The following is a 24936-nucleotide window of genomic DNA, read 5'->3' on the forward strand; positions in this document are numbered from 1 at the left end:
AAGTTTCAGACAATATACATTCATAGCGATCGCCTTGACAACCGCTATTTATTGTCAATATCTACAAATATGTCGAGTAGCTGAGCGCCAGCGTTAGCAAATCCACCAACTCTCTCTTACACCATTGTTTAGCATCAAGTATGCCTTTCCGTCTTTATAGATGGAACCCATAAAGCATCTCGCGATCGCATCTTTGGTTGTTTAAATATCGCAACTTCGCATACAGCACATATAAAAACAATATGACTTTTCTGGTCGATCGTTCAAAGCCTCACCACTAATAGCCTCCTCACAAAAATGTTTCATATCCAAGTTCTTATCAATAGTTTTAGACAGATCGATCAGACCTTTTGTTTCAACAATCTTAAAATTGTGCCTCTCTAAAATTTGGCACAAGTCACTGTAAAAGTATTCAATTTTATGTTCTGGATGAATATAACCTTTAGGACACTGTATTTGAGTTGCAGAACGATTGGGAGTATCCAGTGCCAGCTTGCCCCCTGGTTTCAACAATTTGTATGCTTGAGCAAACACTTTTTCAGCATCTTCTTGAGTTACGTGTTCTATCGATTGTCCCGACCAAACTAGATCGAAAGAACCTTCCTCAAATGAGGATAGGTCGCTCATGCTTGTATAGACATAATTAATGTCGCAACTTTTGTATTTAATATGTTGTGTCAACTCAGAAGCATTGAGCATCCTTTCATCGGGAGGTAAGTCGGCAATATATATTTTTTCCGGTAAATACGGATAGCCAAAGCTTAATAAAGCACCTCTAGCGTCACCAGTAGAAGCTCCTCCCAAGTCTAGAATAACTTTTGCTTCTGGAAGCACCGTTCTAATCAGTTTAAATCTAGCGTGATGAAGCTTGGCATTGAGCAGATGCCAATAGTCTTTCTTACTCAATGGACGTAGTTGAAATTCAATAGAATCGACTAACATCCTCACTAGAGCAGTTCGACTCAAGCCCTTATCAAGCGCGTTCAACCAGTTTGCTAACCCCTCCGAGTCAATTTCGCGCTCAAATATGACTTTATATGCCATTCTTAAATAGCTTTCGTCAGAGAGCGTCTCCATTTCAGGCAAGCTTTCATGAGAGCGAGTTTGAGCGTTTAATTCGGGTTTAGCCAACTTTTTAACGATTGTTTTTACAGACTTGGGAGCTACTTTGGCAAAAATGTTTTTGGCATTCATCTTGCTAGCTTTAAATTTTAAAATTTCAGATGATTTTTTCAAAAAGTATCGCCTTTTTTATCTACTTTAAGGCAGATATTATACTATTTCTTACTATGAAATGCTGACAATAAAAAACTCTAAAAAAACTCTAATTAGAGTAGCAGTTACGCTACTCATATTCCGACTGAGCTTCTGATTGAAATCATAAAACTTTTGACGATCGCGAGCTAATACGATCGGCGATCGCTTCTGTTTTTTGCTGCTCTCCACGTTTAGAAAAAACAAAGTATGACTTTCTCGCGATCGATGTTTTTTCCATGTAAGCATCATACTTTTTGTGCAGAACTTTTTCAACTTCTACTTCTCGTTGAAAACCATGTTGTTCAAATTGTTTTACCCACCAGTGCCAATCAGCCCAAATTAAATGTCCGTTAATCGGATAGCCGTCTTTATCAACGTGAAGCAAGTTAAAAGGCTTTTCTTCAGCAATATCTTGTTCCCACTCTTTGATATAAACAGGAAAAACCGTCCCAAATATTGGATCTTCGCCAAATGCCGGAATATTGCCAAATAAGTAACCGCCATCAACTAATATTCGATCTATGCGATCGAGATAGTCGTGTAGTTTGTTGGGGTTTAAGTGTTCAAATATATCCAAACCAAAAATGAGATCGTATTTTTCCGAAAGCTCTAGTTCTAACAAGTCTCCATGATGGATATTATTTTTGATGTCAGGAAAAGCTTTATCAATTGCCATCGAGCTAATTTCTATTCCTTCGCAATGGATGTTCATCTCATGCAAACATTGCAGAATAGTTCCATTAGCACAGCCTATTTCCAAAGCTCTTTTGGGTTGGAAGGCTGACATAATTTCAGCCATGACTTTCTTATCTTTATCAATTCTAAAACCCCATACACCCGGTTTTTCATAATAACCGTGTTTGAGAATCATGCTTTCTAGCCAATCAAAATCATTGAGGTTTTCTACAGAAAAGACCAAAGCATTATTAGGCTGTAAAAGATCTTCCACTGCGTAATAACGTTCTGGTCTGAGTTCTCGTAAATTTTGAATCCTAATATTATCTTTTAAAACTTTATTAATAAACTCATCCGACTGAACTAAGCTCATGAGTACGTCGGTTCTGCTGTAACCAGTTTGGAGAAGCTTAATGTAATGTTTTAACCCATCTTCATCAGCCTCTCGTCCTAAAAGTTTGCGATAAGCATCTACTAAAAATTCTCGGTCTGATAATGTTTCTGATTCTGAGGTGGAGCGTTTATTTGAAAGCGAATCAGAGATTTCCCCAATTTTTTTGCTAGCTTTGCTTGAGAGATTTAAGAGTTGACTCAGATAGCTCATGACTAAAATTTTCCTCCATCATTAGGACGATTTTATTTAACTTCTCAATAACTGCGGGAGGCGAAAACTTGTTTCGCTGTTGGCGCTGAGCAGTTATCACCTTTTCTCTTAACGGGTTATCTTTAACAAGAATCTTTGCCAGTGCTGCAATTTCAATCAAGTTTTCCTTATTGGTAAACATCAGCCCAGCTTTACCTAATGTCTCAGGAATAGCACTACTCTTATACGCCAGAATCGGCACGTCAAACCACATCGCCTCAACTAGAGGAACGCAAAATCCTTCATGTTCGCTCATCGACCAAAAGAGGTGAGCAGTACGATAAAAGGCTAAGAGTTGGGCATCGTTGACTTGCCCTGGAATCATCACGTAATTCGTGACGTGCAACCGATGCATCAAGCTCGTGACGTGGTGATAGTATGGATCGTTAATGTCACCGCCACCGATGAGAATCAATCTTGCCTCTCGATCCATTGTCAAGTAATGGGCAAAAGCCTCTAGAAGGTGGTCTTGGCGCTTGTGAGGCGAGACGCGCCCGACAAAGAGAAGATTAGTTTTCCCATCCTGTAACTGTTGCATTAACTGTGGATCTGCTGCCATATCCCATTTTTTTGGGTCTACGGGTATGGGAAGTATACCTGGTGCGGTAAATCCAGATTCCGCCAGTTCAGAGGCGTTATATGTGGAAACTCCAACTGAGAGGGGAAAATGTTTGGGCAAGTTGGTTTAATTCAGCCCGACCTTGTTCTAACAGTTGGGCAACGTCGGGGCGATACGACCGGAAAAACTCAGCAGGCGTGATGTTGTGGTAAATCAGACACTTAGAACTAGGATGAGCGATCGCATATTCTGTGACTTCGCAGCCAATCGAGTGATGATAAATCAATCCAGCCTGTTGACCGATACTTTTAGCATGGGGTCTTTTGGCTTCATGGGTGGCGCGTGGGTCTAGATGTTCGGCAAAAATCTCCGACTTGTAACCAAGGGCTTGTAAATAGTTTCTAATCCACCTAGCATGGTTAGAAATGGCATCTCCGTAAGAAAAACCAGCCATCAGTTGATGAATTTCTTTTAGTTGTCTCTGTTGCGGTTGTGGGGAAGTGGCTGGAATAGCTGTCAGTCCTAAAATAGTTTCGTAGCGATCGATGACTCCATCCCAACTCGCATTTTTTTTAGCATAGTCTTGACCGTTTGCACCGTATTCTGCTAGCTGTTCCATTCCAGCGCGATCGATTTGGGCAAACATCTCTGCCCATTCAATTTCTGTTGCTGCTAGCCAACCTCCCCGCGCACTCTTGACAGCACTTGCAGTTGCCAAGCAATCTTGATGTACGACTACGGGTCGTCCGTAAAACCAAGCTTCCATCATGACGCGAGAGTAACTCTCATTCCGACTGGGTTGAAATAAAGCTAAGCAATTTGCCAGCAGTGCTTCTTTCTCGCTTTCTGACACCAAACTAAGGTCAGTCAACCCTGGGGCAGCATCGTGAAATGATGTTTCTCCCGAACCAGCTAAAATTAATTGCAAACTAGAGTCTGGATACTTCTGCTTGAAAATAGCATAAGCTCTGACTAAGAAATCTGTATTTTTTGTTGCATCTCGGCGACCGAGATAGAGAATATAGCGATCTTTTTTGAGTGCTAAATTGCCAATATGACTTAGAGTTGGATCGTCATGCTGTCCGACTTCTATTCCCTCCCCAACGACATAACTTTTAGGAATAATCCCAGCACCGTATAGCTTTTTAGCAAGTTGCTCTTCACCTTCGCTATTAAATAATAACCCGCGTGCTAGGTGAAACATCTGCTCGACTTGCGGCAAATAAGCATAAGCTTCGTCATGCAAACAGGGTTGTAAAAAAGCGCGATCGGCAACAAGTGACAGTCCATTTAAAATTGGACCGTATAGATAGGGGATGAATAAAAATGCTTGATAGTGATGGTGATGAGTTTTGAGAAAGTGTAGTAGTTGAGGAGAACTGATACTCTCCGTGCAAAATATTGTGGCATCATCTAAGCTGACTGGACTGACTCCTGGCTTGAACTGCGCAGGCGGTACTCTCAGCATGAGATGATTGACTTGATTGAAAGCATCGTGGTCGGTGCGGACGACCTTGAACCGACGAATTGCAATCCCATCTTCTTGACTCAATCCAGGCTTATGATGATTCTCTGCCCAGTTGCGATCGAAGGCTTGGCAGCAAGTCGTGATAATTTCAACTTTGTGTCCTCGTCGCACTAAACGAGAGGCGATCTGCCAAGCCTGTTGTTCTGCGCCGCCTTTTAAAGCTTTACCAAACCAAGGGATTACAATCGCCAGTGGCTTCATACTTTATATCCAATAAGGGCATAATCACGGGGACCAAAAAACCAGTTATGCAGGATTCGCATTTCTGGCTCTTCGCGATCGAAAGGACTAGATTCTACTGGGTTTAAGTGTAGGAGTTGGACGTTATGCAAGCCTTGATAGGTAAACAAGAATTGCATACTTTCTGGGTAAAGGGGTCTTTGGTGAGTCGGATCGGAATAAAAGTCACAAGCACCTACGAGTAAATTTTGCGGATTTGGCGTTTCAAAAATAGCGATTCCATTTGGTTGTAAAACTCGCAAGACTTCTGTAATTAAATTGAGCAACTGCGCAAAAGACAAGTGTTCGATAATATGAAAACCAGTCACGGCTCCCAAGCTATTTTCAGGTAGCGATCGCAGGTAAGTAATGACATCGGACTCGATCGCCTCCAGTCCCCTAGACTGACATTGTTCGATCGTGACTCGGTTAATATCGAGTCCTTTTGCCGTATATCCATTGTCGCGTAACAGTTCTAGCCATTCACCCCGTCCGCAGCCTACATCTAGAATTGGTGCGTCTGGCGTGCCTACGTTGGCTGCGGCAATCTTCGGCAAGTAAACTTTGAGTTTATTCGTAATGTCTTCCCGCGAGCCGCGAAATTGTTCTTCAAAAGCAGCATAAAAGGCATCTAACGAGTGCTGGTTTTCATCGAAAAAGTTGGTTAAATGCTCTTGACTAAAAGCTCCTGGTAGGCGTTGCCGTGCTTCTTCGAGAAACAGAGTAATCAATCGCTTCTGCTGTGCTAAATCATTTTTGAGATAGCTATCGTTTCGGTTGTGACGGTCTTCGATCGCCAGCAAGTGAGCGTCCATGCTACTAATACGAATACCAATACCATTCAATCCTTCTTCAGTCAACTTGAGGCGATCGCTGAATTGCTCTAAGTTGAATTCACTCGCATGGATGCGAGCGCTATTTTGACTGACCCGCTCCTCGCTGGCGTTTAAGCGTTCTCGGTTTTGCTTGACTTGCTCTTGAGTAGCATGAATCTGAGTTACTTGCTCTTGGGTGACGCTATTGAGCCGCTCTCTAATCCGAGCCAGCTGCGATTCACTCGAACCGAGGCGATCGCCTAATTGAGCTATCCGTGCTTCTGTAGAACTGAGGCGATCGCTCATGCTGCTCATTTGGGTTTTTAACTCAGCTACTTGTTCGCTCAGCCGTTGCTCGATTGCCGCGACTTCTCTTAATCCTTGACTGAGAGAAAAATTAACGACTCGCTGCTCTTTCTGAATAAAGTTGTAAATTTTGAGGCTGTACTTTTTTAACCAACCTACATTAAAGGGAAAGCGATCGAACTTTTTGGGCCAATGAGTGCGGACTTGAGCTTTGAATTCCGCATTACTCGCTAATGCTTCTATGTGGCTGATATTGACAACTTCTTTAGCGATCGCCCCGTTGACATGGCGATCGTGCTGTAATACCGTCAGCAAATCTGGCTGTCGTCGAGAAACTTCCTCTGTAATTTTTTGTTTTAATTCCTCAATATTTATTTCTGGATTATTCGCTTCAATCATTGCGGACTAACTCTGAGATTAACCTACTATTTCTAGCTTAATTTTTTTGGATCTAACAACTCATCCGTAGGTGCGATTGTTTTAACTATTTTTGCCGGAACTCCCGCCACAATTTGATAGCTGGGAACATCGCCTTTGACAACTGCACCTGCTGCAACTACAGAATGCTTGCCAATCTTGCAAGGACCAATGACTGTAACGTTGCTAGCTATCCACACTCCCTCCTCAATCGCAATATCATTTCCTTCAATCGGAAAATCATACATTCTGGCTTTACCAAACTTGTTGTAATCGTGGGTTCCAGTAATCAAGCTCACGTTATGACCGAAAAAAACATCTTCTCCTATGCATATAGTGCCAGAAGATAAGTTAAATAGAGCATTATTGACCACACACGATGCCGATAGTTTAAGTCTTTGGGGATCGCCATAAACTAAATAATGATTCAATTGCACTTGCTCGATGCATTTCTCTAAATCGGCTTGAGCTAGTTTTTGATTTAAATAACTATCAATTTGTTCTTGCCAATCGCCTTGAGCTAGCTTTTGACTTAAATAATTATCTATCCACGCTTTCATCCAATTTTCTAATCTGGATTTTAAAAATTTACGATTTAAAAAATAATTTAAAAATTTATCGATTGTCCCGTACATGCGAGTTCCTCACATAGTCTGATCTGCCTACCTGCGACTTGGAATACACCATCGACGAAATCATTGACTGCTGCTTGGATAGTAGTTGCATTTTGAATCCAATCGAGCATCTCTAAATTTTCGTGAGGACCATCGCCAAAGGCAATATCAAAGGCATAGCTACCTCCGGCGAGGTGGGGCCAAATAAACTCGAATTCGACTGTAGCTCTACCAATTTCCGATTTTGATAACCAGTAATCGGCAAATTCTTTATCTAAAAGTTCGGTACTCCAACCTGAAAGTACGGTTCGCAATCGATCTAATAAAGCAATACCAACGTTAGGTTTTCTGACGATATCGTGTCTAAATGTGGTAATTCTGACTTTAACAATGTCGCCGGGATAAACTAATTGAATCGGGCGATCGTTTGCTCCTAACAAACAAACATCTTCTATTTCTGCTCGTCCCGTACCAAATCTTTCATAATTAGCAAACGATAAAAACTTTTTATTAGTAAAAGGATTAATTTCTTTAATTGTTATTTTCTTGATGTCGATATTTTCATCATTCTGATTGTTAATAGCTATACTATGGGGAACATCTGGGCGATCGTGGAGGTGTGAAGCAGTCCGCTTGTTCACTTCTTCGTGTACCCAAGCTTGATAATGCTTGCAAACTTCCGCTGGCTTGCCACTATCGACAACGATTCCTTGATTCATCCAAAGTGCTTTTGAGCAAAGGCGCGAGACTGCCCCCACATCGTGAGATACATATAAAATTGTCCCACCATTATCTTGAAATTCCCGAATTTTTGCCATACACCGATGTACGAACACGCCATCTCCTACAGCTAGTGCTTCATCCACAATTAAAATTTCGGGATTGACATTAATCGCGACAGCAAAAGCTAAGCGGACAAACATACCACTAGAATAGGTTTTGACGGGTTGTTCCATAAACTCGCCAATCTCTGCAAAAGAGACAATCTCATCAAACTTAGCTTCTATTTCTGTTCTACTTAAACCTAGAATCTGTCCGTTGAAAAAGACATTTTGCCGTCCGGTAAACTCTGGATTAAACCCACTCCCTAACTCAAGTAAAGCTGAAACTCGACCGCTAACATAAACTTCACCTGTTGTAGGTGTTAGCGTTCCAGCAATAACTTGCAATAACGTACTTTTACCAGAGCCATTTTGACCGATAATTCCTACAGTTTCTCCTTTTGTTACCTCTAGGCTGATATCTTTTAACGCCCAGAATTCTTGGGCGCGGCTCTTGCCAGGTAATAAAATCTCTTTGAGTCGATCTATCGGGCGGTTGTAACACCTGTAGCACTTCGAGACCTGTTTTACGGAAATTGCAATCTCACTCATCACACGCTGCTAGGCAAAACTAGAGGACATCGGCAAAAGCTGGACGTAACTTCTTGTATACCCAAAAGCCACCTGCGAACACAACTATAGAAACTATGCCAGCAATTGCCCACTCTCCCCAATGCTTCACTTCTCCCACTAACACCAAGCCTCGATAAGTTTCCGCGATCGTTGCCATTGGATTTAACCAGAATACCCAGTCTCTAATTTGAGGTGGAATGAGAGATTCGGGATAAACAATTGGCGCTAAATATAACCAGATATTTAGAATAACTGCTAGAGTTTGAGGAATATCTCGCAAAAATACTGTGAGTCCTGCGGCAATATACGCTAGTCCTGATGTAAATAGTATTTGAGTCAGCCAAAGCAGAGGTAGCAGCAATAGCGTGATGTGGATCGTTTTTGTGGTGACTGCTACTAAAAAAATCAATGCCATTAAACCAAACGTACTTTCTACAAATGCAGATAGCACTGGTACTAAAGGCAGGAGAGACAAAGGAAAAACAACTTTCTTAACTAGGTTAGTATTGTTGACAACTGAGTTTGAAGATTGTAACAGTCCGTTGGTAAAAGCTATCCAAGGCAACAATCCAGCAAACAACCACAAACCAAATGTCAAACTATTATTTTCTGGTAGCCCTTTTAAGTTAAGCCTGACCTTCATCACAATTGAAAATACATAAGTGTAAATTAGTAATTGTGAAAGTTGGTTTAACAAGGGCCAGATATTCCCTAGAATCGATCCTTTATACCGCGCATCTAAGTCACGCTGTACTAGAGTCCTAAGTAGATAGAATTTTGTCCATATTTGAGGCTTAACTAGCAGCGATCGCTTCAGATCTTTAACTAAATTTTGAACTAGATAAATAACTTCTTTTACCGAACGCCGATGGATGTTCCCTTGCAGCAAGCCTGTAGCAATTGGTAGGAGTCCCATAACGATGAGCGCAATCCTAATCTGGCGTAATAGAGGAGCATTAATTAGGTTAAAGTAACCTAACATGCCGATCGCGAGAGCGATTGCGATCGCAACTTTGCCGCTTGCCAGCAAAACATGGCTTTTTTTCCTGCTAGCAATTGGCGGGAGCAGGAGCAAATAACCTCCTCTGTAGGCTAAAGTCGCCTCTAGTAAGATAGCTATTCCTAGAATCAAACCGAGCAGTGGAGTTAGCATTAAGCCCAAGCTATAGGAGTTTTGACAACACTAGAATAAAAAATTTGCTTGACAGCAACATCAGCCTTTAAATTGCGTTAGCTACGCTCAAAGCAAAAGTTGCCTTCGCCGAGATCGTTTTGATGACTAACGAATAAGACCAAATGAAGCATGAATTAGTTTCCCACAAAAAGTTACAAGATACTCTTTCACACCGTCGTTTCAAAGTCAAGTCAGTTGTCAGGGAGCGCACGAGCAGTGAAGAAAGGGTGTGGGGTGTGGGAAATTGGTAGTTGGTAGTTGGTAATGGGTAATTGGTAGTTGCTCCCTTGTCTCCCCCCTCTCCCTTGTCTCCCCCCTCTCCCTTGTCCCCCTTGTCCCCCTTGTCTCCCTTGTCTCCCTTGTCCCTCCCTACTCCCTACCCCCTACTCCCTGCTCCCCCATGTCCCAGAAAGCGCCCAATTCAGCTACACTGATTCATGGTTCGTGACGAATTGCAGTACTGGAATGGAAATCGGACAGAAAGTTAAAGTATATCGCCTGAGAGATAGAGTATCTCCCCCCGTTGTCAAGCGACTCGGACAAGTCGGTACTGTCAAGGGTTTTAGAATGACTGACGGTAGCGGCGTTGGTGTTGTAGTGCAGTTTGATGACAACTATAGCACCTGGTTTTTTGAAGACGAAATTAAACCTACGTGACTGGGAAGATGTCTGGAAGGGTTTTCGTGAGGGAAACTTGACCAGACATAACTTATTTGCACTCATCAGGAAAGCAAACAATGCCCCTCATTTTGACATTTTTGGGCAAGGGTGGGACTGGACGCACGACAATCGCGATCGCAGCTGCCAAGCGTCTAGCAAGTCAAGGACAGCGCGTTTTATTGGCAACGGATGACAATCAACCAGGATTAGGGTTGTTATTAGATACATCCCTAGCAGCTGAACCCCAAGAAGTAGCAACAAACCTGCAAGTCGTCCAGTTAAAAACTTCGACTTTGTTGGAACGCAACTGGGATGAGGTGAAAAAACTAGAGGCGCAGTATCTCCGCACGCCCATAATTAAGGATGTCTACGGACAAGAATTGGTCGTGTTGCCAGGAATGGATAAAGCATTGGTACTCAACGCTCTGCGAGAGTATGATGCTAGCGGCAAGTATGACGCGATCGTGTTTGACGGTAGCGGTGACTCGTCGATGCTGCGGGTGTTGGGAATGCCAGAAAGTCTCAGCTGGTATGCCCGTCGCTTTGGTAAGTTGATAACAGATTCCGACTTGGGGAGAACGGTATCGCCGTTTCTCCAGCCCCTCCTAGCCAGTATCTTTAATGTCAGTTGGACTGGTGACACCTTTTCCCAACCGACGAGTAAAGTTACGAACATCCTAGAGCAGGGAAAAGCTGCCCTTGCCGACCCCAAACGCCTTGCAGCTTATTTAGTCGTGAATGACAATCCGGCAAGTATGGCAACAGCACGTTATTTGTGGGGGAGTTCTCAGCTAATCGGCTTAACCATAGCAGGTGCGATCGCCAATCAAACAACTGCGACAGAAGCCCTCAAATCTGAGTTTTCGCCTTTGCCAGTCAGTAGCGTTCCGACTGCGACTCCTGGCGACTGGCAATCCCTCATGGATGCTCTACCAGATTTTACCCAACCTGCACTAGCTCCCAAACCCCTAGAAATTGACGTAGCAGCACGTCAAGTTCGCGTCTTTTTACCAGGATTTGATAAGAAGCAAGTCAAGCTGACTCAATCGGGCGGTGAAATTACTATAGAAGCAGGCGATCATCGTCGCAATATTATCCTTCCCCCAGGTTTGAGCGGCAAAACTGTAACTGGTGCAAAATTCCAGCAGGGCTATTTGATCGTATCTTTGTAATTATGAGTAATAAGGACGCACAGCCGTGCGCCCTTATTACCACGACTCCCTACTCCCTATTTTTATGTCAGATCCAACTCCCTCTTCTGCGTTTCCAAATAGTAATTCAGAGCAGGCTGCTGAGCAAATTGGGTCTGCTACCAATCCTGTTGCTAGTTTACAAAGCGATCGCAGCGGTAGAACTAGGCAGCTACTAGGCATGAAAGGTGCAAGTCCTGGCGAAAGTTCAATTTGGAAAATTCGCCTGCAATTGATGAAGCCGATTACCTGGATTCCCTTGATGTGGGGCGTCATTTGTGGGGCGGCTTCTTCGGGACAGTATACTTGGACGTTGGAACATGTCTTAATTGCCGCTGCTGCTATGTTGCTGGCGGGACCGCTGTTGACGGGTTATACCCAAACCCTAAATGATTTCTACGATCGCGAAATCGACGCAATCAACGAACCCTATCGTCCGATTCCCTCTGGGGCAATTTCCGTTCCCCAAGTCGTAACCCAAATTCTCGTGCTGCTGGTGGCTGGTTTGGGAGTTGCTTTTGCTTTAGATCTATGGGCAGGACATCAGTTTCTCACAATTACAACCCTGGCAATCGGTGGTTCTTTCCTAGCGTATATCTATTCAGCTCCACCGCTAAAACTGAAGCAGAATGGTTGGTTAGGTAATTATGCTTTGGGAGCTAGCTATATTGCCTTACCTTGGTGGACTGGTCATGCTTTATTTGGCGATCTCAACTGGACGATCGCAATTTTGACGCTGATCTACAGCATGGCAGGCTTGGGAATTGCTGTGGTAAATGATTTTAAGAGTGTAGAAGGCGATCGCCAATTAGGGTTAAAGTCTCTACCAGTGATGTTTGGTATTTCTACAGCGGCTTGGATTTGCGTCTTGGCGATCGACATTTTTCAGATGGGAATTGCCGCATACTTAGTCAGTATTGGTGAAAACTTGTATGCGACCATTCTCATCTTTTTAGTCATTCCGCAGATCGTATTTCAGGACATGTATTTCTTGCGAGATCCGCTGAAAAATGATGTCAAATATCAGGCAAGCGCTCAACCATTTTTGGTATTAGGAATGCTCTTGACTGGCTTAGCATTGGGTCATGCTGGTATTTAAGCTAGGTAGGGTGGGCAATGCCCACCTTACAAAAATCACCTAACCTTCATACATCTGTTTGTGCTTTGCCATTAGCTGCAAATACTTCTCATCTGTCTTAGCTTGCACCCATTTTTCCTTAAAAATTGCCGCAGACTCAGCTTTAATCGGATCGACTTCATAAGGCAAAATCTCTTTTCTTGCCTGAAGCTGTGCATCTGGAGAAGTAACTTTTTGAGGATTGCTTTTATATTTTCTCCCACTTTTATGATTTGCATAACGACGCGATCGCGTGTAGCCCATCTGTAAAAACTTTCGCGCCATATCCGCACCAACAAAATCACCTGCTGCTAAATAATTTAGAAATAATTCATATATTTTTTGGCTGGATTCTTTAGCAATATCGGGAGTCTTAAATCGCCAGTACGGTAAGATTTCTGATTTATATGGTTCAACTAAAAGAACTCCTTGTTCGCCTTTACCCACTCGATATAACTCTGGGTGCTGGCGAAAATCAATGGTTTTAAAATCAAGAGAATAATCGAAAGCAGTCATATTTCGATTTTTATAAATGACTTCATGTAAGTTATAGCTGCCATGTGTCATTTGTCATGAGTCATTAGTAAGGCATGGCGTTGCTTTTAGCTAAAGATGGGCATAGCTTAACACCTCGATTGCGTGCGTGACATTTGTAGGGGCGCACGGAGAAAGCGCCCCTACAGATCGTGTGTTTACCCAATCGAAAACCGCTATCAGATCGCTACTTTTAGCGGGAGTGTGTCAGGATCGTGATGTTGCAATTCCTCGATCGCCGTTTATGCTAACTCAAACAGATACTTCTGTCATTCCCTTTCTCGGTGCTGATGTTGCAGCAAGTTATGATGCTGCTAAAGTCGTTATCCTACCGATTCCCTACGAAGCAACAACAACCTATCGCCGTGGTTGCGAAAATGGTCCCGATGCAATTCTAGAAGCTTCACAGCAAGTGGAATACTATGATGAAGAACTTGACTGGGAGATCGGCTGCGATGTCGGTATTTATACGTACCCTTCAATTGCCGATACTCGCGATCGCCAAGTTTCAGCAGAAGAGATGCTGAAAGCCACTCAAGAAACAGTTTACCAGCTAATTCAAGACAAAAAATTTGTCATTGCTTTAGGTGGCGAACATAGCATTACAACAGGTGTTGTCGAGGCATATCGCCAAGCGTATCCAGACGAACCTTTCACCGTAGTGCAAATTGACGCTCACGGCGATCTGCGCCATGAATATGAAGGCTCGATCCACAATCATGCTTGTATTATGCGGCGAGTGGTTGATATGGGTTTACCAACCGTCCAAATTGGGATTCGAGCAATTTGCAAAGAAGAAGCCGAACTGATTAAAGCGAAAAATCTGACTGTATTTCGCGCCAGAGAAATTGCTAATCAACCCGATTGGATTGAAAAAGCGATCGCCGCTATTCCAACTCAAAAAGTCTTTCTTACCATCGATCTAGACGGTATCGATCCAACTTTGATTCCAGGGGTTGGGACTCCCGAACCAGGCGGATTGAACTGGTATGCTCTGCTTTCCTTCTTGAGAAAAGTCATTGAAAAACATCAAGTCCTTGGCTTGGATATTATGGAATTAGCACCAGTTGCCGATTCAGTAGTTTCACAGTTCACGGCAGCGAAATTAGCGTATAAACTAATCGGTTATCAAGCATTAGTTCAGGACTGGAAAAGTAACTACAGCAATTCTAGATGAATCGTGAAATCGATTGTCGGTGTAGAGACGTTACATGTAACGTCTCTATCCGGGAAAGGTTTACAAATCAATTTGGATCGCTATGTTTATATGTTTAATAGTTAATGATTTCTATAGCAGTTCTAAACGATCTGTAAAGCAGGCTTCTAGCCTGCGGCAGGCTAGAAGCCGTTCATGAATCAAATAGGATTGCTAGATTTATTAACCATTAACTATTAATGAACATCCAAATCGGTTATAGAAATATTTTTATTTCAAAAACAATGACTATTCAAACTAACATTCAACCTCCTAAAGTGCGATATGCACCCGATTTTGAATTACGTGGTATAGATACTCAAGTCCACCACCTAGCTCGCTATTTAGAGAAATTTCAAGCTGTGGGTGTTGTATTTATGAGTCATAGTTGTGATTACGTGCAGTCATATATTGAAAGATTAAAAATAATCCAAATAGAATTGCAAGATCAAGGTTTTACTTTAATTGGGATTAATGCCAATCAGAATCTCGAAGATCGTTTCGAGCAGATGAAAAACTTTGCCAACTACTATCAACTGAATTTTCCCTATCTCTGGGACTCTACCAGAGACGTAACGGAAAGTTTCGGGGCAAAAACTACACCAATGTCTTTTTTGATCGATACCGAAGGCTGCATTCGCTACCAAGGAGCGATCGACGATCGCCCCGCAGAACCAGCAGCAGTAAAACAGCCTTATTTACGCAAAGCTATTTTGGAATTGCTACAAGGACAACCCATTTCAATTGCTACTACAGAAACCATTGGCTGTACTCTGCAATGGGGAAACTAGAGACAGAGTTGCCCTCTACTGCTATCTTTAATGGGAGGCGAATATGAATTAAATTTCAGTTGTATGTTGAAACCTTACAAACGAGTTTTGCTCAAGCTCAGTGGCGAAGCTCTGATGGGTAACTTGGGTTATGGGATTGACCCAGGTGTAGTCGAAGGAATCGCAGGTGAAATCGCAGAAGTTGTTGCCCTTGGCGTGCAAGTCGCTGTTGTCGTAGGTGGTGGCAACATTTTTCGCGGTGTCAAAGCATCGGCATCTGGTATGGATCGAGCTACCGCTGACTATATCGGGATGATTGCTACCGTGATGAATTCCCTCACGTTGCAAGATTCGTTAGAACGTAACGGGGTACAGACGCGGGTACAAACTGCGATCGCCATGCAAGAAGTTGCAGAACCATATATTCGCCGTCGCGCCATCCGCCATTTAGAAAAAGGCAGGGTGGTGATTTTTGGTGCGGGTTCGGGTAATCCTTTCTTTACTACCGATACGACTGCTGCTTTGAGAGCAGCAGAGATAGATGCTGAGGTAATTTTTAAAGCAACGAAGGTAGACGGGGTTTACGATGCCGATCCGCAGCTCAATCCAAACGCCAAACGCTATCAAAGCTTGACATACGGTCATGTCTTGGCTCAAGACTTACGGGTAATGGATAGTACCGCGATCGCCTTGTGCAAGGAGAACAACATCCCTATTCTGGTATTTGACCTCACGGTGAGAGGTAATATTCGCCGCGCTGTGATAGGAGAATCTATAGGGACGCTTGTGGGAGGTTTTTGTGAAGTTAGCTGAAGCTGAAAGTACAATGCAAAAAACTGTTGAGGCAACTCAACGCTCTTTTAATACTATTCGTACTGGTCGTGCTAATGCCAGCCTGCTCGACCGCGTGATGGTGGAATACTATGGTTCCCCGACATCTTTAAAATCGCTAGCTAGCATCAGTACCCCTGATGCAACTACGATTACAATTCAACCTTTCGATCGCAGTACCCTTAATTCGATTGAAAAAGCTATTTCCATGTCAGATGTGGGGTTAACTCCTAATAATGACGGTTCTACAATTCGATTAAATATTCCTCCGTTGACTAGCGAACGCCGCAAAGAATTTATCAAACTAGCGGCAAAGTACGCTGAAGAGGGTAAGGTTGCCATTCGTAATATTCGCCGCGATGCGCTGGAGACGATTCGCAAGCAAGAGAAAAGTAGCGAAGTGACTGAGGACGAAGCGCGAGATCTACAAGATCGATTGCAAAAGTTGACCAATAAGTATATCGAGCGCATTGATGAATTGCTAGCAGAGAAGGACAAAGAGATTTCGACCGTATAGCCTCCCTCGAACAGACCAGGTACAGCCTGGTCTGGCTGCTTATTTTGATTTTTATGTGAGTTTTTGTATGGGAAGCGGGCAAAATTAGGTAAAGTTTTGTAAGGCTATCCGCCTTGATGTAGAGAAAACCCATAGGAGTTAAATTGTAGTCTTATGTATGATTGCATCATCGTTGGTGCTGGTCCGGGTGGAGGATCGGCAGCCTATCATCTAGCGAAACAGGGGCGTTCGGTCTTAGTTGTAGAAAAGGAATCGCTCCCACGCTATAAACCTTGTGGGGGAGGCGTATCGCCTGAAGTTGCCAAATGGTTTGATTTTGATTTTTCTCCAGCGATTTCGGTAAAAGTTAATACCATTCGCTACACCTGGAAAATGGACGACCCCGTACAGGCTGAGTTACGCACGCCAGAACCGATGTGGATGGTGCGACGGGACGTATTCGACCACTTCTTGATTCAGCAGGCACAAAAACAAGGGGCAGAACTGCGGGATAGTACGGAAGTGAACGGGATCGAATTTAAAGGCGATCGCTGGTACGTCAAAACTGCAAACCAAGTGTTTGAAGGACGTTATCTGATTGCAGCTGACGGCGCAAAAGGACCAATGGCGAAGTGGTTGGGCTTCAAAGAACGCAAGCGCCGCTTGGGTGGTGCTTTAGAAGCAGAAGCCCCCGCCAAGGTGGATGATAGTAACATTGCCCATTTTGAATTTGGGATGGTGAAAAACGGCTATATCTGGAATTTCCCCAAAGCTGACGGCTATTCTATTGGTATCGGCACGTTTCGAGGCGGAGAAGGACAGGACTTTAAACAAATTTTGAGCGAATATGCCACTCTATTTGGCATTGATGTCAAGACTTGCAGACAATACGGTCATCCTCTCTGTTTGTGGGATGGAACGCAAAAGCTACATACTCAAAATGCCATTCTCGCTGGGGAAGCGGCTTGTGTCGTCGATCCATTCACTGCTGAGGGTATTCGTCCCTCAATCTTTACTGGAGTCAAAGCCGCAGCTGCGATCGATCGCGCGCTTGCAGGCGATATCAACGCCTTAGAACAATATACCGACACCATCAACGAAGAATGGGGTAGCGATATGGCTTGGGCGCAAAAACTAGCAGGTGTATTCTACCGCATTCCTGGTATTGGCTATAAAGTTGGTGTCAAGCGCCCCTCTGCGACTCAGCGCATGGGACAAATTTTGTGTGGCGAGTTAAGTTATGGCGATGTAGCAAATCGTGCCTTAAAGCGTCTCAGTGGTAGTCTGATCCCTGGTATGGGTGGTTAATATTTTGATGTGATTTACGAGTAGGGGCGCACAGCTGTGCGCCCCTATTGACGATCCTGCTGGTATGCTAGATACACTGCTTCTAAAAATGTATCAGGCTTGACGGCTTGAGGTAATTTTTCCAGGGCGATAATTTTTTTCGTTTGTTTAGCAAGTTCTAAACTCAGTTGCTCTTGAGCCTGTTTGGACATTACCTTTCGTCTTTGCAAATATTCGCGAATCACCGCAAAATCATCGGGTAAAAGTTGCGAAAAATCGGCTTCAGATTGCAATAATTGCGACATCAGATCGTGGGCTGCATCTGAAATGGGAAAGCTTGCAGATGTATGGGAAGTTTCAGTTTGAATTACAATTGTACCTGCAACTAAATCGCCTAAGCGTTTCTCGCGCTGACCAAACATAATTAAAAATGCACCGAGAAATAAGATATCGTCAAAAGGTCGCAGGAGCGATCGCAATATTGCTTGTTGAATGCTGACAAGTCTACCATCATCTCTGACGACGCGAATTTTAGCAAAGCGTTTGCCTGGCGTTTGTCCTTGCCATAGAGTTTCAAATAGGACAAAGTAACCCGTATATAAAAAGAATGTTACTAAAAAAGCGATCGCTAGCATCCATAAGCCAACATCTGTATTCCGAAATATTCGCTGCCAAAATTCTACGACTTGATAAGCAATAAAGCTCCAAATAAATAAGAATCCAACTATGAGAAAGGTGAGAATATGGTAGTCGATCAGCAATGCCCAGGCACGGCTACCAATTCCTGCTAACGTGAATTCTAGTTCGACACTTTCGGGGGTTTGGTGGGTAATGCGGTTGAAAAAATGCATATTTGGTAGTTGGTAGTTGGTGGTTGCTATTACCCATCACTGAAATTTAGACATCGCGATCGCGTAATTTCAATCCTAGTCCTTCTCGTCGTGTCCGTAAGTCATAGTACACAACAGCTTTAATAACTTGCCAAAATGGCATAATTAAAATTCCTCCGGCAAAGCTTAGAACCCAAGAAATTAGATACACAATTGTGTAGGCAGTGGAGCCTTGTTCGAGACGTAACAAAAATATTTGAGGAATGTAGCTAGACACAGCTAAAATTGGAAATGTAACAATAAAAGTTATTAAAACAATTCCTTGAATGCGCCATATAAATGTTTGAGTTAAATTCCAACTTCTGCTAATACTCTGTGCGCCATTAATACTTTCTTCAACTGCTAGCGGTACTTCAGAGATAAACCAACGAGAGTATAACCATATTAGTCCAAATAATAAACTGCCAAGAAGAGCAACTACCACTAAACCAACAGCAATTGTACTACCTAGTTCGCCAAGAATTAAACGTAACAAAAAGCCTAAAAATAAAACAGCTATAGTACCGATAATTGTGCCTGCAATAGCAAATCCTATATAAGCTAAGAACACGAAAATACCAACTCGGAGACCAACGAAAAAGAATGACCAAGTACGTGACTTAATATAGTTACGGGCAGTGCTAATACTTTCAGGTTGGTTGACGAGTTCGCCAAAAGCCAAACGCGAAATCAGTCCAGCGATCGCGGCAAATTTTGCCCAGCCATAGATTGGAACTAAAACCCATAAATAAGCTTGTAAAGCTAACCTGAGATATCTTTTAAAATGAGATCTATACAGCCGTACTCCCGCAGTCACAACATTGCCGACATTCAACGGTTGCATCGAACTAGAAGAACTAAATTGAGACATGATGGCATTTTCCCCGATTTAAAGGTGAGATATAGCAGTTCTAAATGATTTGTAAAGTAGGCTTCTAGCCTGCGGCAGGATAGAAGCCCGATCCACGTTCATGAATCAAATAGGATTGCTATATGTAGCAATTTGTGCTGTCATGAATTTTTTCTAGTTGGTTATCATTTACCAATATCCATCGATCGCATCTACATCCCAATGACAAATGACCAATGACAAATGACAATTTTCACGAGTATTTCATGACTCAAACAGAATTACTATCTATAGTCTGCCCAAATTATTGCAGTTATCTTAAAGTAGCCAAGATCGACCTAGTTTAAAATTTATGAATGTTCAACGATGGATTGCTCGCCGAGAACCAAACTGGAAGCGTTTAGACGATTTATTAAGACAGGTTGAAAAAAAGGGGATAAAGGCACTTCGCTCTGGTGAAATTAAAGAATTAGCCAGTTTGTATCGTTCCGTAGCCGCAGATTTAGCCCGCGCCCGGACTCAACAAGCTAGTCATATGATTATTCAAAATTTACAATCTTTAACAACTCGTAGCTATAACCAAATCTATCAAGGTTCGCGGCGACAAGAATGGCAAGCAGTACTAGACTTTTATCGCTGGGGTTTTCCTACCGCAATTCAGCGGAATTTTGGTTGTATTGCCTTAGCTACAGTACTCTTTTTATTTGGTGGAATTGTAGCGTGGTGGTATGCGTGGCAAGACCCGACATTTCTATCATTAGTTGTACCCGATTATTTAATTAAAAAAGTACAAGAAGATCGTCAATTGTGGATGGGTTCGATTGTTGGTGTCGAGCCACTAGCATCTACAAACATTATGACGAATAATATATCTGTTTCTTTCGCTGCTGTCTCTGGGGGAATTACCGCAGGATTATATACAACATTTCTACTAGTTTATAACGGTCTAAGTATAGGAGCAGTTGCAACTTTAGTCGGACAAAATAATTTAGCTTATCCCTTTTGGGCATTTGTATTTCCCCACGGCGCTTTAGAGTTACCTGCAATCTTTTTTGCTGGTGGGGCAGGGTTTTTAATTGCTAGAGCAATTGTATTTCCTGGTAAATACAAACGGGGAGATGCCATAAAATTTTATGGCACTCAAGCCGCCCAGTTAGTACTGGGAATCGTCCCGATGTTAGTCATTGCCGGAATCATTGAAGGGTTTTTCTCTCCCAGTCCAATTGTTCCCTCACCTTTGAAATATCTGGCTGGAATTGGTTTGTTTGCGTTGTTGGTGATGTATTGTCAGCGGAAAAAAACATGATGATATTTGTAGGGGGCAGGGCGGGTTTACGGGAAAATTCTGTTTGAGTCAAAGTTAGTTGGTGAACCCGCCCCTACAACGTCTGCTCTCTAACACTCCTGTGTTCTTGCCTCAGCAATTTCTCAACAATTTATCACCCTTCACCCCTAACTTCTAATCCCCATCGACGATATATTATGGTTGCGGTGCATACTCAAACATAGTAGCGATCGCGCTTCAGTAGCAAGCAGTAGGTTGATATGGGGATTCAATTTGGGCGGGAAATCTGCGGCAACCTCGATATCGCGGAAACGCGAGAGTGGCTGGTGACAAACGGGATTGGCGGTTATGCCTCTGGTACGGTAGCGGGATTGCTGACTCGACGCTACCACGGGTTATTAGTCGCAGCCCTCAAACCGCCTTTGGGTCGCACGTTAATGTTAGCAAAGTTGGATGAAACGATTTTATATGGCGATCGCTTCTATCCTTTAAACACGAATCGCTGGGGGGATGGAATTGTCAGCCCTGAAGGTTATTTGTGTGTCGAGCAATTTTCTCTAGAAGGGACAGTCCCCGTTTGGCGATTTGCCTATGCTGATGCCCTGTTGGAAAAGCGGGTATGGATGCAGCAGGGAGCCAATACGACTTACATTCAGTATGCCTCAGTTCGCGCCACTGCACCGCTACAGTTGGGACTGAAAGCGATGGTTAATTATCGCGACTATCACGGCATTACTCAAGGTAACAGCTGGCAGATGGTATTAGATCCAGTCGATCTGGGAATTTGCGTTACTCCCTACCCTGGTGCTACACCCCTTTACTTGCTAGGTGATGGTGCAACAGCAACAATCGTTCACAACTGGTACTATGGCTTTGACTTAGCAGTAGAACGCTACCGAGGACTGAGCGATCGCGAAGACCACTTGCACGCAGCAACTTTTCAAGTGACGCTCAACCCTGGGGAATCCTTTACTTTTGTGGCGAGTACGGAAAGCCATCCAAATTTAGATGGCGCAGCAGCCTTGAAACTGCGTCACACCCAAGAACAAAAGCTACTCGGACAGTGGAAAGCCAGTCGTTCGATTAAAGCGAAAGAACCGCCGCAATGGATACATCAACTAGTTCTAGCTGCCGACCAGTTTATCGTCGATCGCCCCCTTGCCGACGAACCGCAGGGCAAAACGATTATTGCTGGTTATCCTTGGTTTAGCGACTGGGGACGCGACACGGCGATCGCCTTACCAGGTTTGACTCTTTGCACGGGGCGATCGGAAATTGCCCGTTATATTCTCCGTACCTTTGCTAAATATGTCGATCGCGGCACGATTCCCAACCGTTTTCCAGATGTGGGGGAAGCACCGGATTACAATACTGTTGATGCGACTTTGTGGTACTTTGAAGCAATTCGTGCCTACCACAGTGCTACAGAAGATGATGCCCTCATCCAAGAACTATTTCCAGTCCTAGCAGATATTATCGATTGGCACTGTCGCGGTACGCGCTACAACATCCATCTCGATGCCGCTGACGGACTGCTTTATGCTGGGGAAGAGGGATGGCAGTTAACCTGGATGGATGCCAAAGTTGGCGATTGGGTCGTCACACCTCGAATTGGTAAACCGATTGAGATCAACGCACTTTGGTACAATGCTGTGCGGAGTATGGCAAATTTTGCCCGGCGGCTAGGTAAGCCCCATCAAGAGTACGAGGCGATCGCCAACCGCACGCTAGCGAGGTTTTCTCGTTTCTGGAATCAAGATTTAGGCTACTGCTACGACGTACTAGATGGTCCTGATGGAGACGATCTATCCCTACGTCCTAACCAAATTTTTGCCGTCTCCTTACCCTTGGTGGGGGCGCAAGGCATTGCACCTCTACTCAACCCAATGCAGCAAAAAGGTGTTGTCGATGCTTGCGGACAGACATTATTGACTTCTTTCGGCTTGCGATCGCTTTCCCCCGAACATCCGCAATATCGAGGACGGTATGGTGGCGATCCGCTGCAACGAGATAGCGCGTATCATCAGGGGACAACCTGGGGATGGTTAATTGGTGCATTTGTCTGTGCGCATTTGCGCGTTTATAAAAATCCCGTGCAGGCGCGTCAATTTCTCGAACCGATGGCAAATCACCTTTGCGATCGCGGTATTGGTAGTTTAAGCGAAATTTTTGACGGCGATGCGCCCATGACTCCACGCGGTTGCATTGCCCAAGCTTGGACTGTTGCAGAAGTTTTGCGGGCTTGGTTTGCTACGGAGGAATAGGGAGTCGGGAGTCGGGGGGAAGGACAAGGGAGACAAGGGAGACAAGGGGGAACTCGGGGACCCCACGACCGAAGGGAGTGGGGATTAGGGGGCGAAGGGAGAGAAGAGAGCTGAGGGAGTTGAGGAGGCTCTCGGGAACTGAGGGGGAAAAAACACTACGCATCACGCACCACGCACCACGCACCACTTTCTTACCAACTACCAATTACCAATTACCAATTACCAACAACAGTACTAGTAAACGTGTAGCTTAGCGATCGCTGCGTGATGTTAAAGTAAAGATATTGAAACAATAGCAGCAATATTCACCGATTAATGATGAAGTTCTTGTCCCGCGATCGATCTCGCTCGGCGAACGGGATCGATCGCGGTTGAGGGCTAGCGGGTGTGTTATTTGTTTACGAATTCCTAACTTTACTGATGAAATGGGGTGCCTTCATATGCTCATCAGCTCAGATATTTCACAAAACCTAACCACTCAACAGCTTGTCAAAATTTGGGCAGAGCGATATAAGCCTCAAATCTCCTTCTCCGCGCAACATCATTTTGCCTCTGATGCTCTGCTTCACCTGATTTCGCCGGAGGGCAGACGTGAAACTGTTGCGAAGTTGCATCGATCGCTGATCGAGCTGAACTGCGAGTATGCTGCTAGTAAAGCGAGCGAACTGTATGAATGCATTCCATCGGCTACAAGTCCGAGTGAAATTACCAGCATTGTGCAGTGTACGGTTGAAATCTACTTAAATTTACTGGAGTTTTACAAGCAGCCATCATACCTTCTCACTGACACATTGCAGAACAGCAAGGGCGATCGCGATCTGCGATTGGTTGGCTTGAGTAATACAGATCTCATAAAGCTAGCTAGCTTTATAGAACCACTGCTATTAGAGTATCAAGAGCGTCACCAAATTTCTGATGATTGGGCGAAGCTAGGGTTTCTCACGACTCACTTCAACTTTAGCAATGTGGCACTACTGGAAAATTTGAATGCTGCCGAGCAAATTTTTGTCAGACCTTACTTCAAGTTTCTAGAAGAGCAGGTAGCGTTGCCGTGGCTGCGCGTTTGCGAGGCAGCAAGTATGCACGAGCTGAGTTCGCCTGCGTTTCAAATAGTTCAACACATGCTACCAGAAGTCGAGGCGATTTCTCATCGGGTGTATATGAATCTCTTGCGACAGTTTCCTAAAACCACTACACGGAGGGGAAGATTAGATCATCCTAGCGTGAAGCATTCGTGCCTCCGAGACTTAGATATGTTTCAAGCATACTTGTGGCTTTGCGTGTTGCAGGGTAACTTGGCTCCCATTGAAGATGAGCTAGTGCGTTTGTGTACGATGGTCATGCCACGGGTGGGTGCGACTTGGGAAATGACCGCTGTGTGGAACGTTCTATTAGTAGCAGAGATAATGAGTCGCACTTGGATGAGCGAGCAGAGATTTCTCAAGCCTTACACGAACGGGCTTATACGGGCATTCGAGCGATCGCAAAGTCAGTTTGTTGTAGAATCTTGACTAAAATCATTATCCTTTTAATTGATGGACTCGCTGCCATTCTTCCAGCGTGATTTTATAGTTAATACCAGGAGCGCGAATTACAGGTAAATTGCTTAAAACGCGATCGTAAAGCAGTTCCGATCGCCTCAATGGTTGTCCCAGCAGTCTGCGAAGACAACGGATTTTAACGTGGAGTTTACTACCAGCTTTGCTCGGATCGAGCCAATAGTCTTTATCAGCTAATTCTGTCAAAGCTTGTACGGGCTCGGCAACTTCCGCGATCGCATATATTCCTGCTTTTTCTCCTGCCATCCACACTAATACTCCATCACCAACAGCAATATCTTTGCTATAGCGAGTTACCCGCTACGGAATTGTTTCTAAATCCCGAATCACATCTAAAATTCGGTAATATTTAGGGTTACCTTGAAATAGCCAGTAATTTGTCATTTGTCATTTGTAGTAGTTGATAATCGGTAATTGTTAGTTGAGGT

24 protein-coding genes and 1 pseudogene are annotated in these 24936 nt (G+C 43.8%); 13 read left to right on the forward strand and 12 right to left on the reverse strand.

Going from position 1 to position 24936, the window contains the following annotated elements:
• Positions 1-201: 201 nt before the first annotated feature.
• From DSM107010_RS02050 to DSM107010_RS02080, 8 genes are all read right to left on the reverse strand, one after another.
• Positions 202-1236, reverse strand: a complete 1035-nt coding sequence (locus DSM107010_RS02050; protein ID WP_146138703.1) for a methyltransferase domain-containing protein — start codon at positions 1234-1236, stop codon at positions 202-204.
• Between the two features lie 142 nt (positions 1237-1378).
• On the reverse strand, positions 1379-2536 hold the full coding sequence (locus DSM107010_RS02055) for a methyltransferase domain-containing protein (protein WP_106168305.1): 1158 nt from the start codon (positions 2534-2536) through the stop codon (positions 1379-1381).
• Positions 2493-3254, reverse strand: a complete 762-nt coding sequence (locus tag DSM107010_RS39295) for a glycosyltransferase (protein WP_199755353.1) — start codon at positions 3252-3254, stop codon at positions 2493-2495. Before DSM107010_RS39295 ends, DSM107010_RS02055 begins: the two co-directional genes overlap by 44 nt.
• On the reverse strand, positions 3211-4863 hold the full coding sequence (locus DSM107010_RS02060) for a glycosyltransferase family 4 protein (RefSeq protein ID WP_199755354.1): 1653 nt from the start codon (positions 4861-4863) through the stop codon (positions 3211-3213). Before DSM107010_RS02060 ends, DSM107010_RS39295 begins: the two co-directional genes overlap by 44 nt.
• The gene (locus DSM107010_RS02065) at positions 4860-6401 is read right to left on the reverse strand and encodes a class I SAM-dependent methyltransferase (protein WP_106168303.1); all 1542 of its coding nucleotides are present in this window, start codon (positions 6399-6401) and stop codon (positions 4860-4862) included. The genes DSM107010_RS02060 and DSM107010_RS02065 overlap by 4 nt, the downstream gene beginning before the upstream one ends.
• A 32-nt stretch (positions 6402-6433) precedes the next feature.
• Positions 6434-6979: an acyltransferase gene (locus tag DSM107010_RS02070; RefSeq protein WP_199755355.1), complete on the reverse strand. Its 546-nt coding sequence runs from the start codon at positions 6977-6979 to the stop codon at positions 6434-6436.
• A gap of 47 nt (positions 6980-7026) precedes the next feature.
• The gene (locus tag DSM107010_RS02075) at positions 7027-8406 is read right to left on the reverse strand and encodes an ABC transporter ATP-binding protein (RefSeq protein WP_015157155.1); all 1380 of its coding nucleotides are present in this window, start codon (positions 8404-8406) and stop codon (positions 7027-7029) included.
• Between the two features lie 19 nt (positions 8407-8425).
• Positions 8426-9214: an ABC transporter permease gene (locus DSM107010_RS02080; RefSeq protein WP_371934093.1), complete on the reverse strand. Its 789-nt coding sequence runs from the start codon at positions 9212-9214 to the stop codon at positions 8426-8428.
• A 509-nt stretch (positions 9215-9723) separates the two neighbouring features.
• Here DSM107010_RS02080 and DSM107010_RS41940 point away from each other — a divergent pair.
• From DSM107010_RS41940 to chlG, 4 genes are all read left to right on the forward strand, one after another.
• Positions 9724-9852, forward strand: a complete 129-nt coding sequence (locus tag DSM107010_RS41940) for a hypothetical protein (protein ID WP_277871301.1) — start codon at positions 9724-9726, stop codon at positions 9850-9852.
• A 214-nt stretch (positions 9853-10066) separates the two neighbouring features.
• Positions 10067-10258 carry a cytochrome b6f subunit PetP gene (gene petP, locus DSM107010_RS02090; protein ID WP_015157157.1) on the forward strand — a complete coding sequence of 64 codons (192 nt, stop codon included), beginning with the start codon at positions 10067-10069 and terminating at the stop codon, positions 10256-10258.
• A gap of 80 nt (positions 10259-10338) precedes the next feature.
• On the forward strand, positions 10339-11433 hold the full coding sequence (locus tag DSM107010_RS02095) for a Get3/ArsA fold putative tail anchor-mediating ATPase NosAFP (RefSeq protein ID WP_015157158.1): 1095 nt from the start codon (positions 10339-10341) through the stop codon (positions 11431-11433).
• A 64-nt stretch (positions 11434-11497) separates the two neighbouring features.
• On the forward strand, positions 11498-12550 hold the full coding sequence (gene chlG / locus DSM107010_RS02100) for a chlorophyll synthase ChlG (protein WP_041462639.1): 1053 nt from the start codon (positions 11498-11500) through the stop codon (positions 12548-12550).
• A 39-nt stretch (positions 12551-12589) separates the two neighbouring features.
• Here the strand turns inward: chlG and DSM107010_RS02105 are convergent, their stop codons facing one another.
• On the reverse strand, positions 12590-13135 hold the full coding sequence (locus tag DSM107010_RS02105; RefSeq protein WP_199755356.1) for a DUF4385 domain-containing protein: 546 nt from the start codon (positions 13133-13135) through the stop codon (positions 12590-12592).
• A 211-nt stretch (positions 13136-13346) separates the two neighbouring features.
• Between DSM107010_RS02105 and speB the strand changes: the two genes are divergently transcribed.
• The 5 genes from speB (at position 13347) to DSM107010_RS02130 (ending at position 17702) form a co-directional block, all read left to right on the forward strand.
• A complete protein-coding gene (gene speB, locus DSM107010_RS02110; RefSeq protein WP_106167751.1) occupies positions 13347-14279 on the forward strand; it encodes an agmatinase in 933 nt (310 codons plus the stop codon).
• A gap of 263 nt (positions 14280-14542) precedes the next feature.
• Positions 14543-15088 (forward strand): thioredoxin family protein, encoded by a 546-nt coding sequence (locus tag DSM107010_RS02115; protein WP_015157162.1) that lies wholly within the window; start codon positions 14543-14545, stop codon positions 15086-15088.
• 63 nt (positions 15089-15151) lie between these two features.
• Positions 15152-15880 (forward strand): UMP kinase, encoded by a 729-nt coding sequence (gene pyrH / locus DSM107010_RS02120; protein ID WP_041463533.1) that lies wholly within the window; start codon positions 15152-15154, stop codon positions 15878-15880.
• A complete protein-coding gene (frr, locus tag DSM107010_RS02125; protein WP_015157164.1) occupies positions 15867-16415 on the forward strand; it encodes a ribosome recycling factor in 549 nt (182 codons plus the stop codon). The genes pyrH and frr overlap by 14 nt, the downstream gene beginning before the upstream one ends.
• 153 nt (positions 16416-16568) lie before the next feature.
• Positions 16569-17702, forward strand: coding sequence for a geranylgeranyl reductase family protein (locus tag DSM107010_RS02130; RefSeq protein WP_015157165.1), 1134 nt, complete (start codon positions 16569-16571; stop codon positions 17700-17702).
• Positions 17703-17746: 44 nt separating this feature from the next.
• Here the strand turns inward: DSM107010_RS02130 and DSM107010_RS02135 are convergent, their stop codons facing one another.
• The gene (locus DSM107010_RS02135) at positions 17747-18532 is read right to left on the reverse strand and encodes an RDD family protein (protein WP_106167747.1); all 786 of its coding nucleotides are present in this window, start codon (positions 18530-18532) and stop codon (positions 17747-17749) included.
• A gap of 46 nt (positions 18533-18578) precedes the next feature.
• Complete coding sequence (locus DSM107010_RS02140; RefSeq protein ID WP_106167748.1) at positions 18579-19421, reverse strand: hypothetical protein; 843 nt, start codon at positions 19419-19421, stop codon at positions 18579-18581.
• A 331-nt stretch (positions 19422-19752) separates the two neighbouring features.
• Between DSM107010_RS02140 and DSM107010_RS02145 the strand changes: the two genes are divergently transcribed.
• From DSM107010_RS02145 to DSM107010_RS02160, 4 genes are all read left to right on the forward strand, one after another.
• Positions 19753-20706 carry a stage II sporulation protein M gene (locus tag DSM107010_RS02145; protein ID WP_015157169.1) on the forward strand — a complete coding sequence of 318 codons (954 nt, stop codon included), beginning with the start codon at positions 19753-19755 and terminating at the stop codon, positions 20704-20706.
• A 239-nt stretch (positions 20707-20945) separates the two neighbouring features.
• Positions 20946-22949 carry an amylo-alpha-1,6-glucosidase gene (locus tag DSM107010_RS02150; protein WP_106167750.1) on the forward strand — a complete coding sequence of 668 codons (2004 nt, stop codon included), beginning with the start codon at positions 20946-20948 and terminating at the stop codon, positions 22947-22949.
• Positions 22928-23203, forward strand: a complete 276-nt coding sequence (locus tag DSM107010_RS02155; RefSeq protein WP_127022221.1) for a hypothetical protein — start codon at positions 22928-22930, stop codon at positions 23201-23203. The genes DSM107010_RS02150 and DSM107010_RS02155 overlap by 22 nt, the downstream gene beginning before the upstream one ends.
• Positions 23204-23389: 186 nt before the next feature.
• Positions 23390-24460 (forward strand): hypothetical protein, encoded by a 1071-nt coding sequence (locus DSM107010_RS02160; RefSeq protein WP_015157171.1) that lies wholly within the window; start codon positions 23390-23392, stop codon positions 24458-24460.
• A 9-nt stretch (positions 24461-24469) separates the two neighbouring features.
• Here DSM107010_RS02160 and DSM107010_RS02165 read toward each other — a convergent pair.
• Positions 24470-24892: pseudogene (locus tag DSM107010_RS02165) on the reverse strand (EVE domain-containing protein).
• Between the last annotated feature and the right edge of the window lie 44 nt (positions 24893-24936).

This window comes from Chroococcidiopsis cubana SAG 39.79, assembly GCF_003991895.1.
Classification (GTDB): Bacteria; Cyanobacteriota; Cyanobacteriia; order Cyanobacteriales; family Chroococcidiopsidaceae; genus Chroococcidiopsis; species Chroococcidiopsis thermalis.

Coding starts and splice junctions, on each gene's coding strand:
- DSM107010_RS02055 (WP_106168305.1), bottom strand. CDS start 2,536: ATGAGCTATCTGAGTCAACTCTTAAATCTCTCAAGCAAAGCTAGCAAA.
- DSM107010_RS02060 (WP_199755354.1), bottom strand. CDS start 4,863: ATGAAGCCACTGGCGATTGTAATCCCTTGGTTTGGTAAAGCTTTAAAA.
- DSM107010_RS02065 (WP_106168303.1), bottom strand. CDS start 6,401: ATGATTGAAGCGAATAATCCAGAAATAAATATTGAGGAATTAAAACAA.
- DSM107010_RS02070 (WP_199755355.1), bottom strand. CDS start 6,979: ATGAAAGCGTGGATAGATAATTATTTAAGTCAAAAGCTAGCTCAAGGC.
- DSM107010_RS02075 (WP_015157155.1), bottom strand. CDS start 8,406: ATGAGTGAGATTGCAATTTCCGTAAAACAGGTCTCGAAGTGCTACAGG.
- DSM107010_RS41940 (WP_277871301.1), top strand. CDS start 9,724: ATGAAGCATGAATTAGTTTCCCACAAAAAGTTACAAGATACTCTTTCA.
- petP (WP_015157157.1), top strand. CDS start 10,067: ATGGAAATCGGACAGAAAGTTAAAGTATATCGCCTGAGAGATAGAGTA.
- DSM107010_RS02095 (WP_015157158.1), top strand. CDS start 10,339: ATGCCCCTCATTTTGACATTTTTGGGCAAGGGTGGGACTGGACGCACG.
- chlG (WP_041462639.1), top strand. CDS start 11,498: ATGTCAGATCCAACTCCCTCTTCTGCGTTTCCAAATAGTAATTCAGAG.
- DSM107010_RS02105 (WP_199755356.1), bottom strand. CDS start 13,135: ATGACACATGGCAGCTATAACTTACATGAAGTCATTTATAAAAATCGA.
- speB (WP_106167751.1), top strand. CDS start 13,347: ATGCTAACTCAAACAGATACTTCTGTCATTCCCTTTCTCGGTGCTGAT.
- DSM107010_RS02115 (WP_015157162.1), top strand. CDS start 14,543: ATGACTATTCAAACTAACATTCAACCTCCTAAAGTGCGATATGCACCC.
- pyrH (WP_041463533.1), top strand. CDS start 15,152: ATGTTGAAACCTTACAAACGAGTTTTGCTCAAGCTCAGTGGCGAAGCT.
- DSM107010_RS02130 (WP_015157165.1), top strand. CDS start 16,569: ATGTATGATTGCATCATCGTTGGTGCTGGTCCGGGTGGAGGATCGGCA.
- DSM107010_RS02135 (WP_106167747.1), bottom strand. CDS start 18,532: ATGCATTTTTTCAACCGCATTACCCACCAAACCCCCGAAAGTGTCGAA.
- DSM107010_RS02140 (WP_106167748.1), bottom strand. CDS start 19,421: ATGTCTCAATTTAGTTCTTCTAGTTCGATGCAACCGTTGAATGTCGGC.
- DSM107010_RS02145 (WP_015157169.1), top strand. CDS start 19,753: ATGAATGTTCAACGATGGATTGCTCGCCGAGAACCAAACTGGAAGCGT.
- DSM107010_RS02150 (WP_106167750.1), top strand. CDS start 20,946: ATGGGGATTCAATTTGGGCGGGAAATCTGCGGCAACCTCGATATCGCG.
- DSM107010_RS02160 (WP_015157171.1), top strand. CDS start 23,390: ATGCTCATCAGCTCAGATATTTCACAAAACCTAACCACTCAACAGCTT.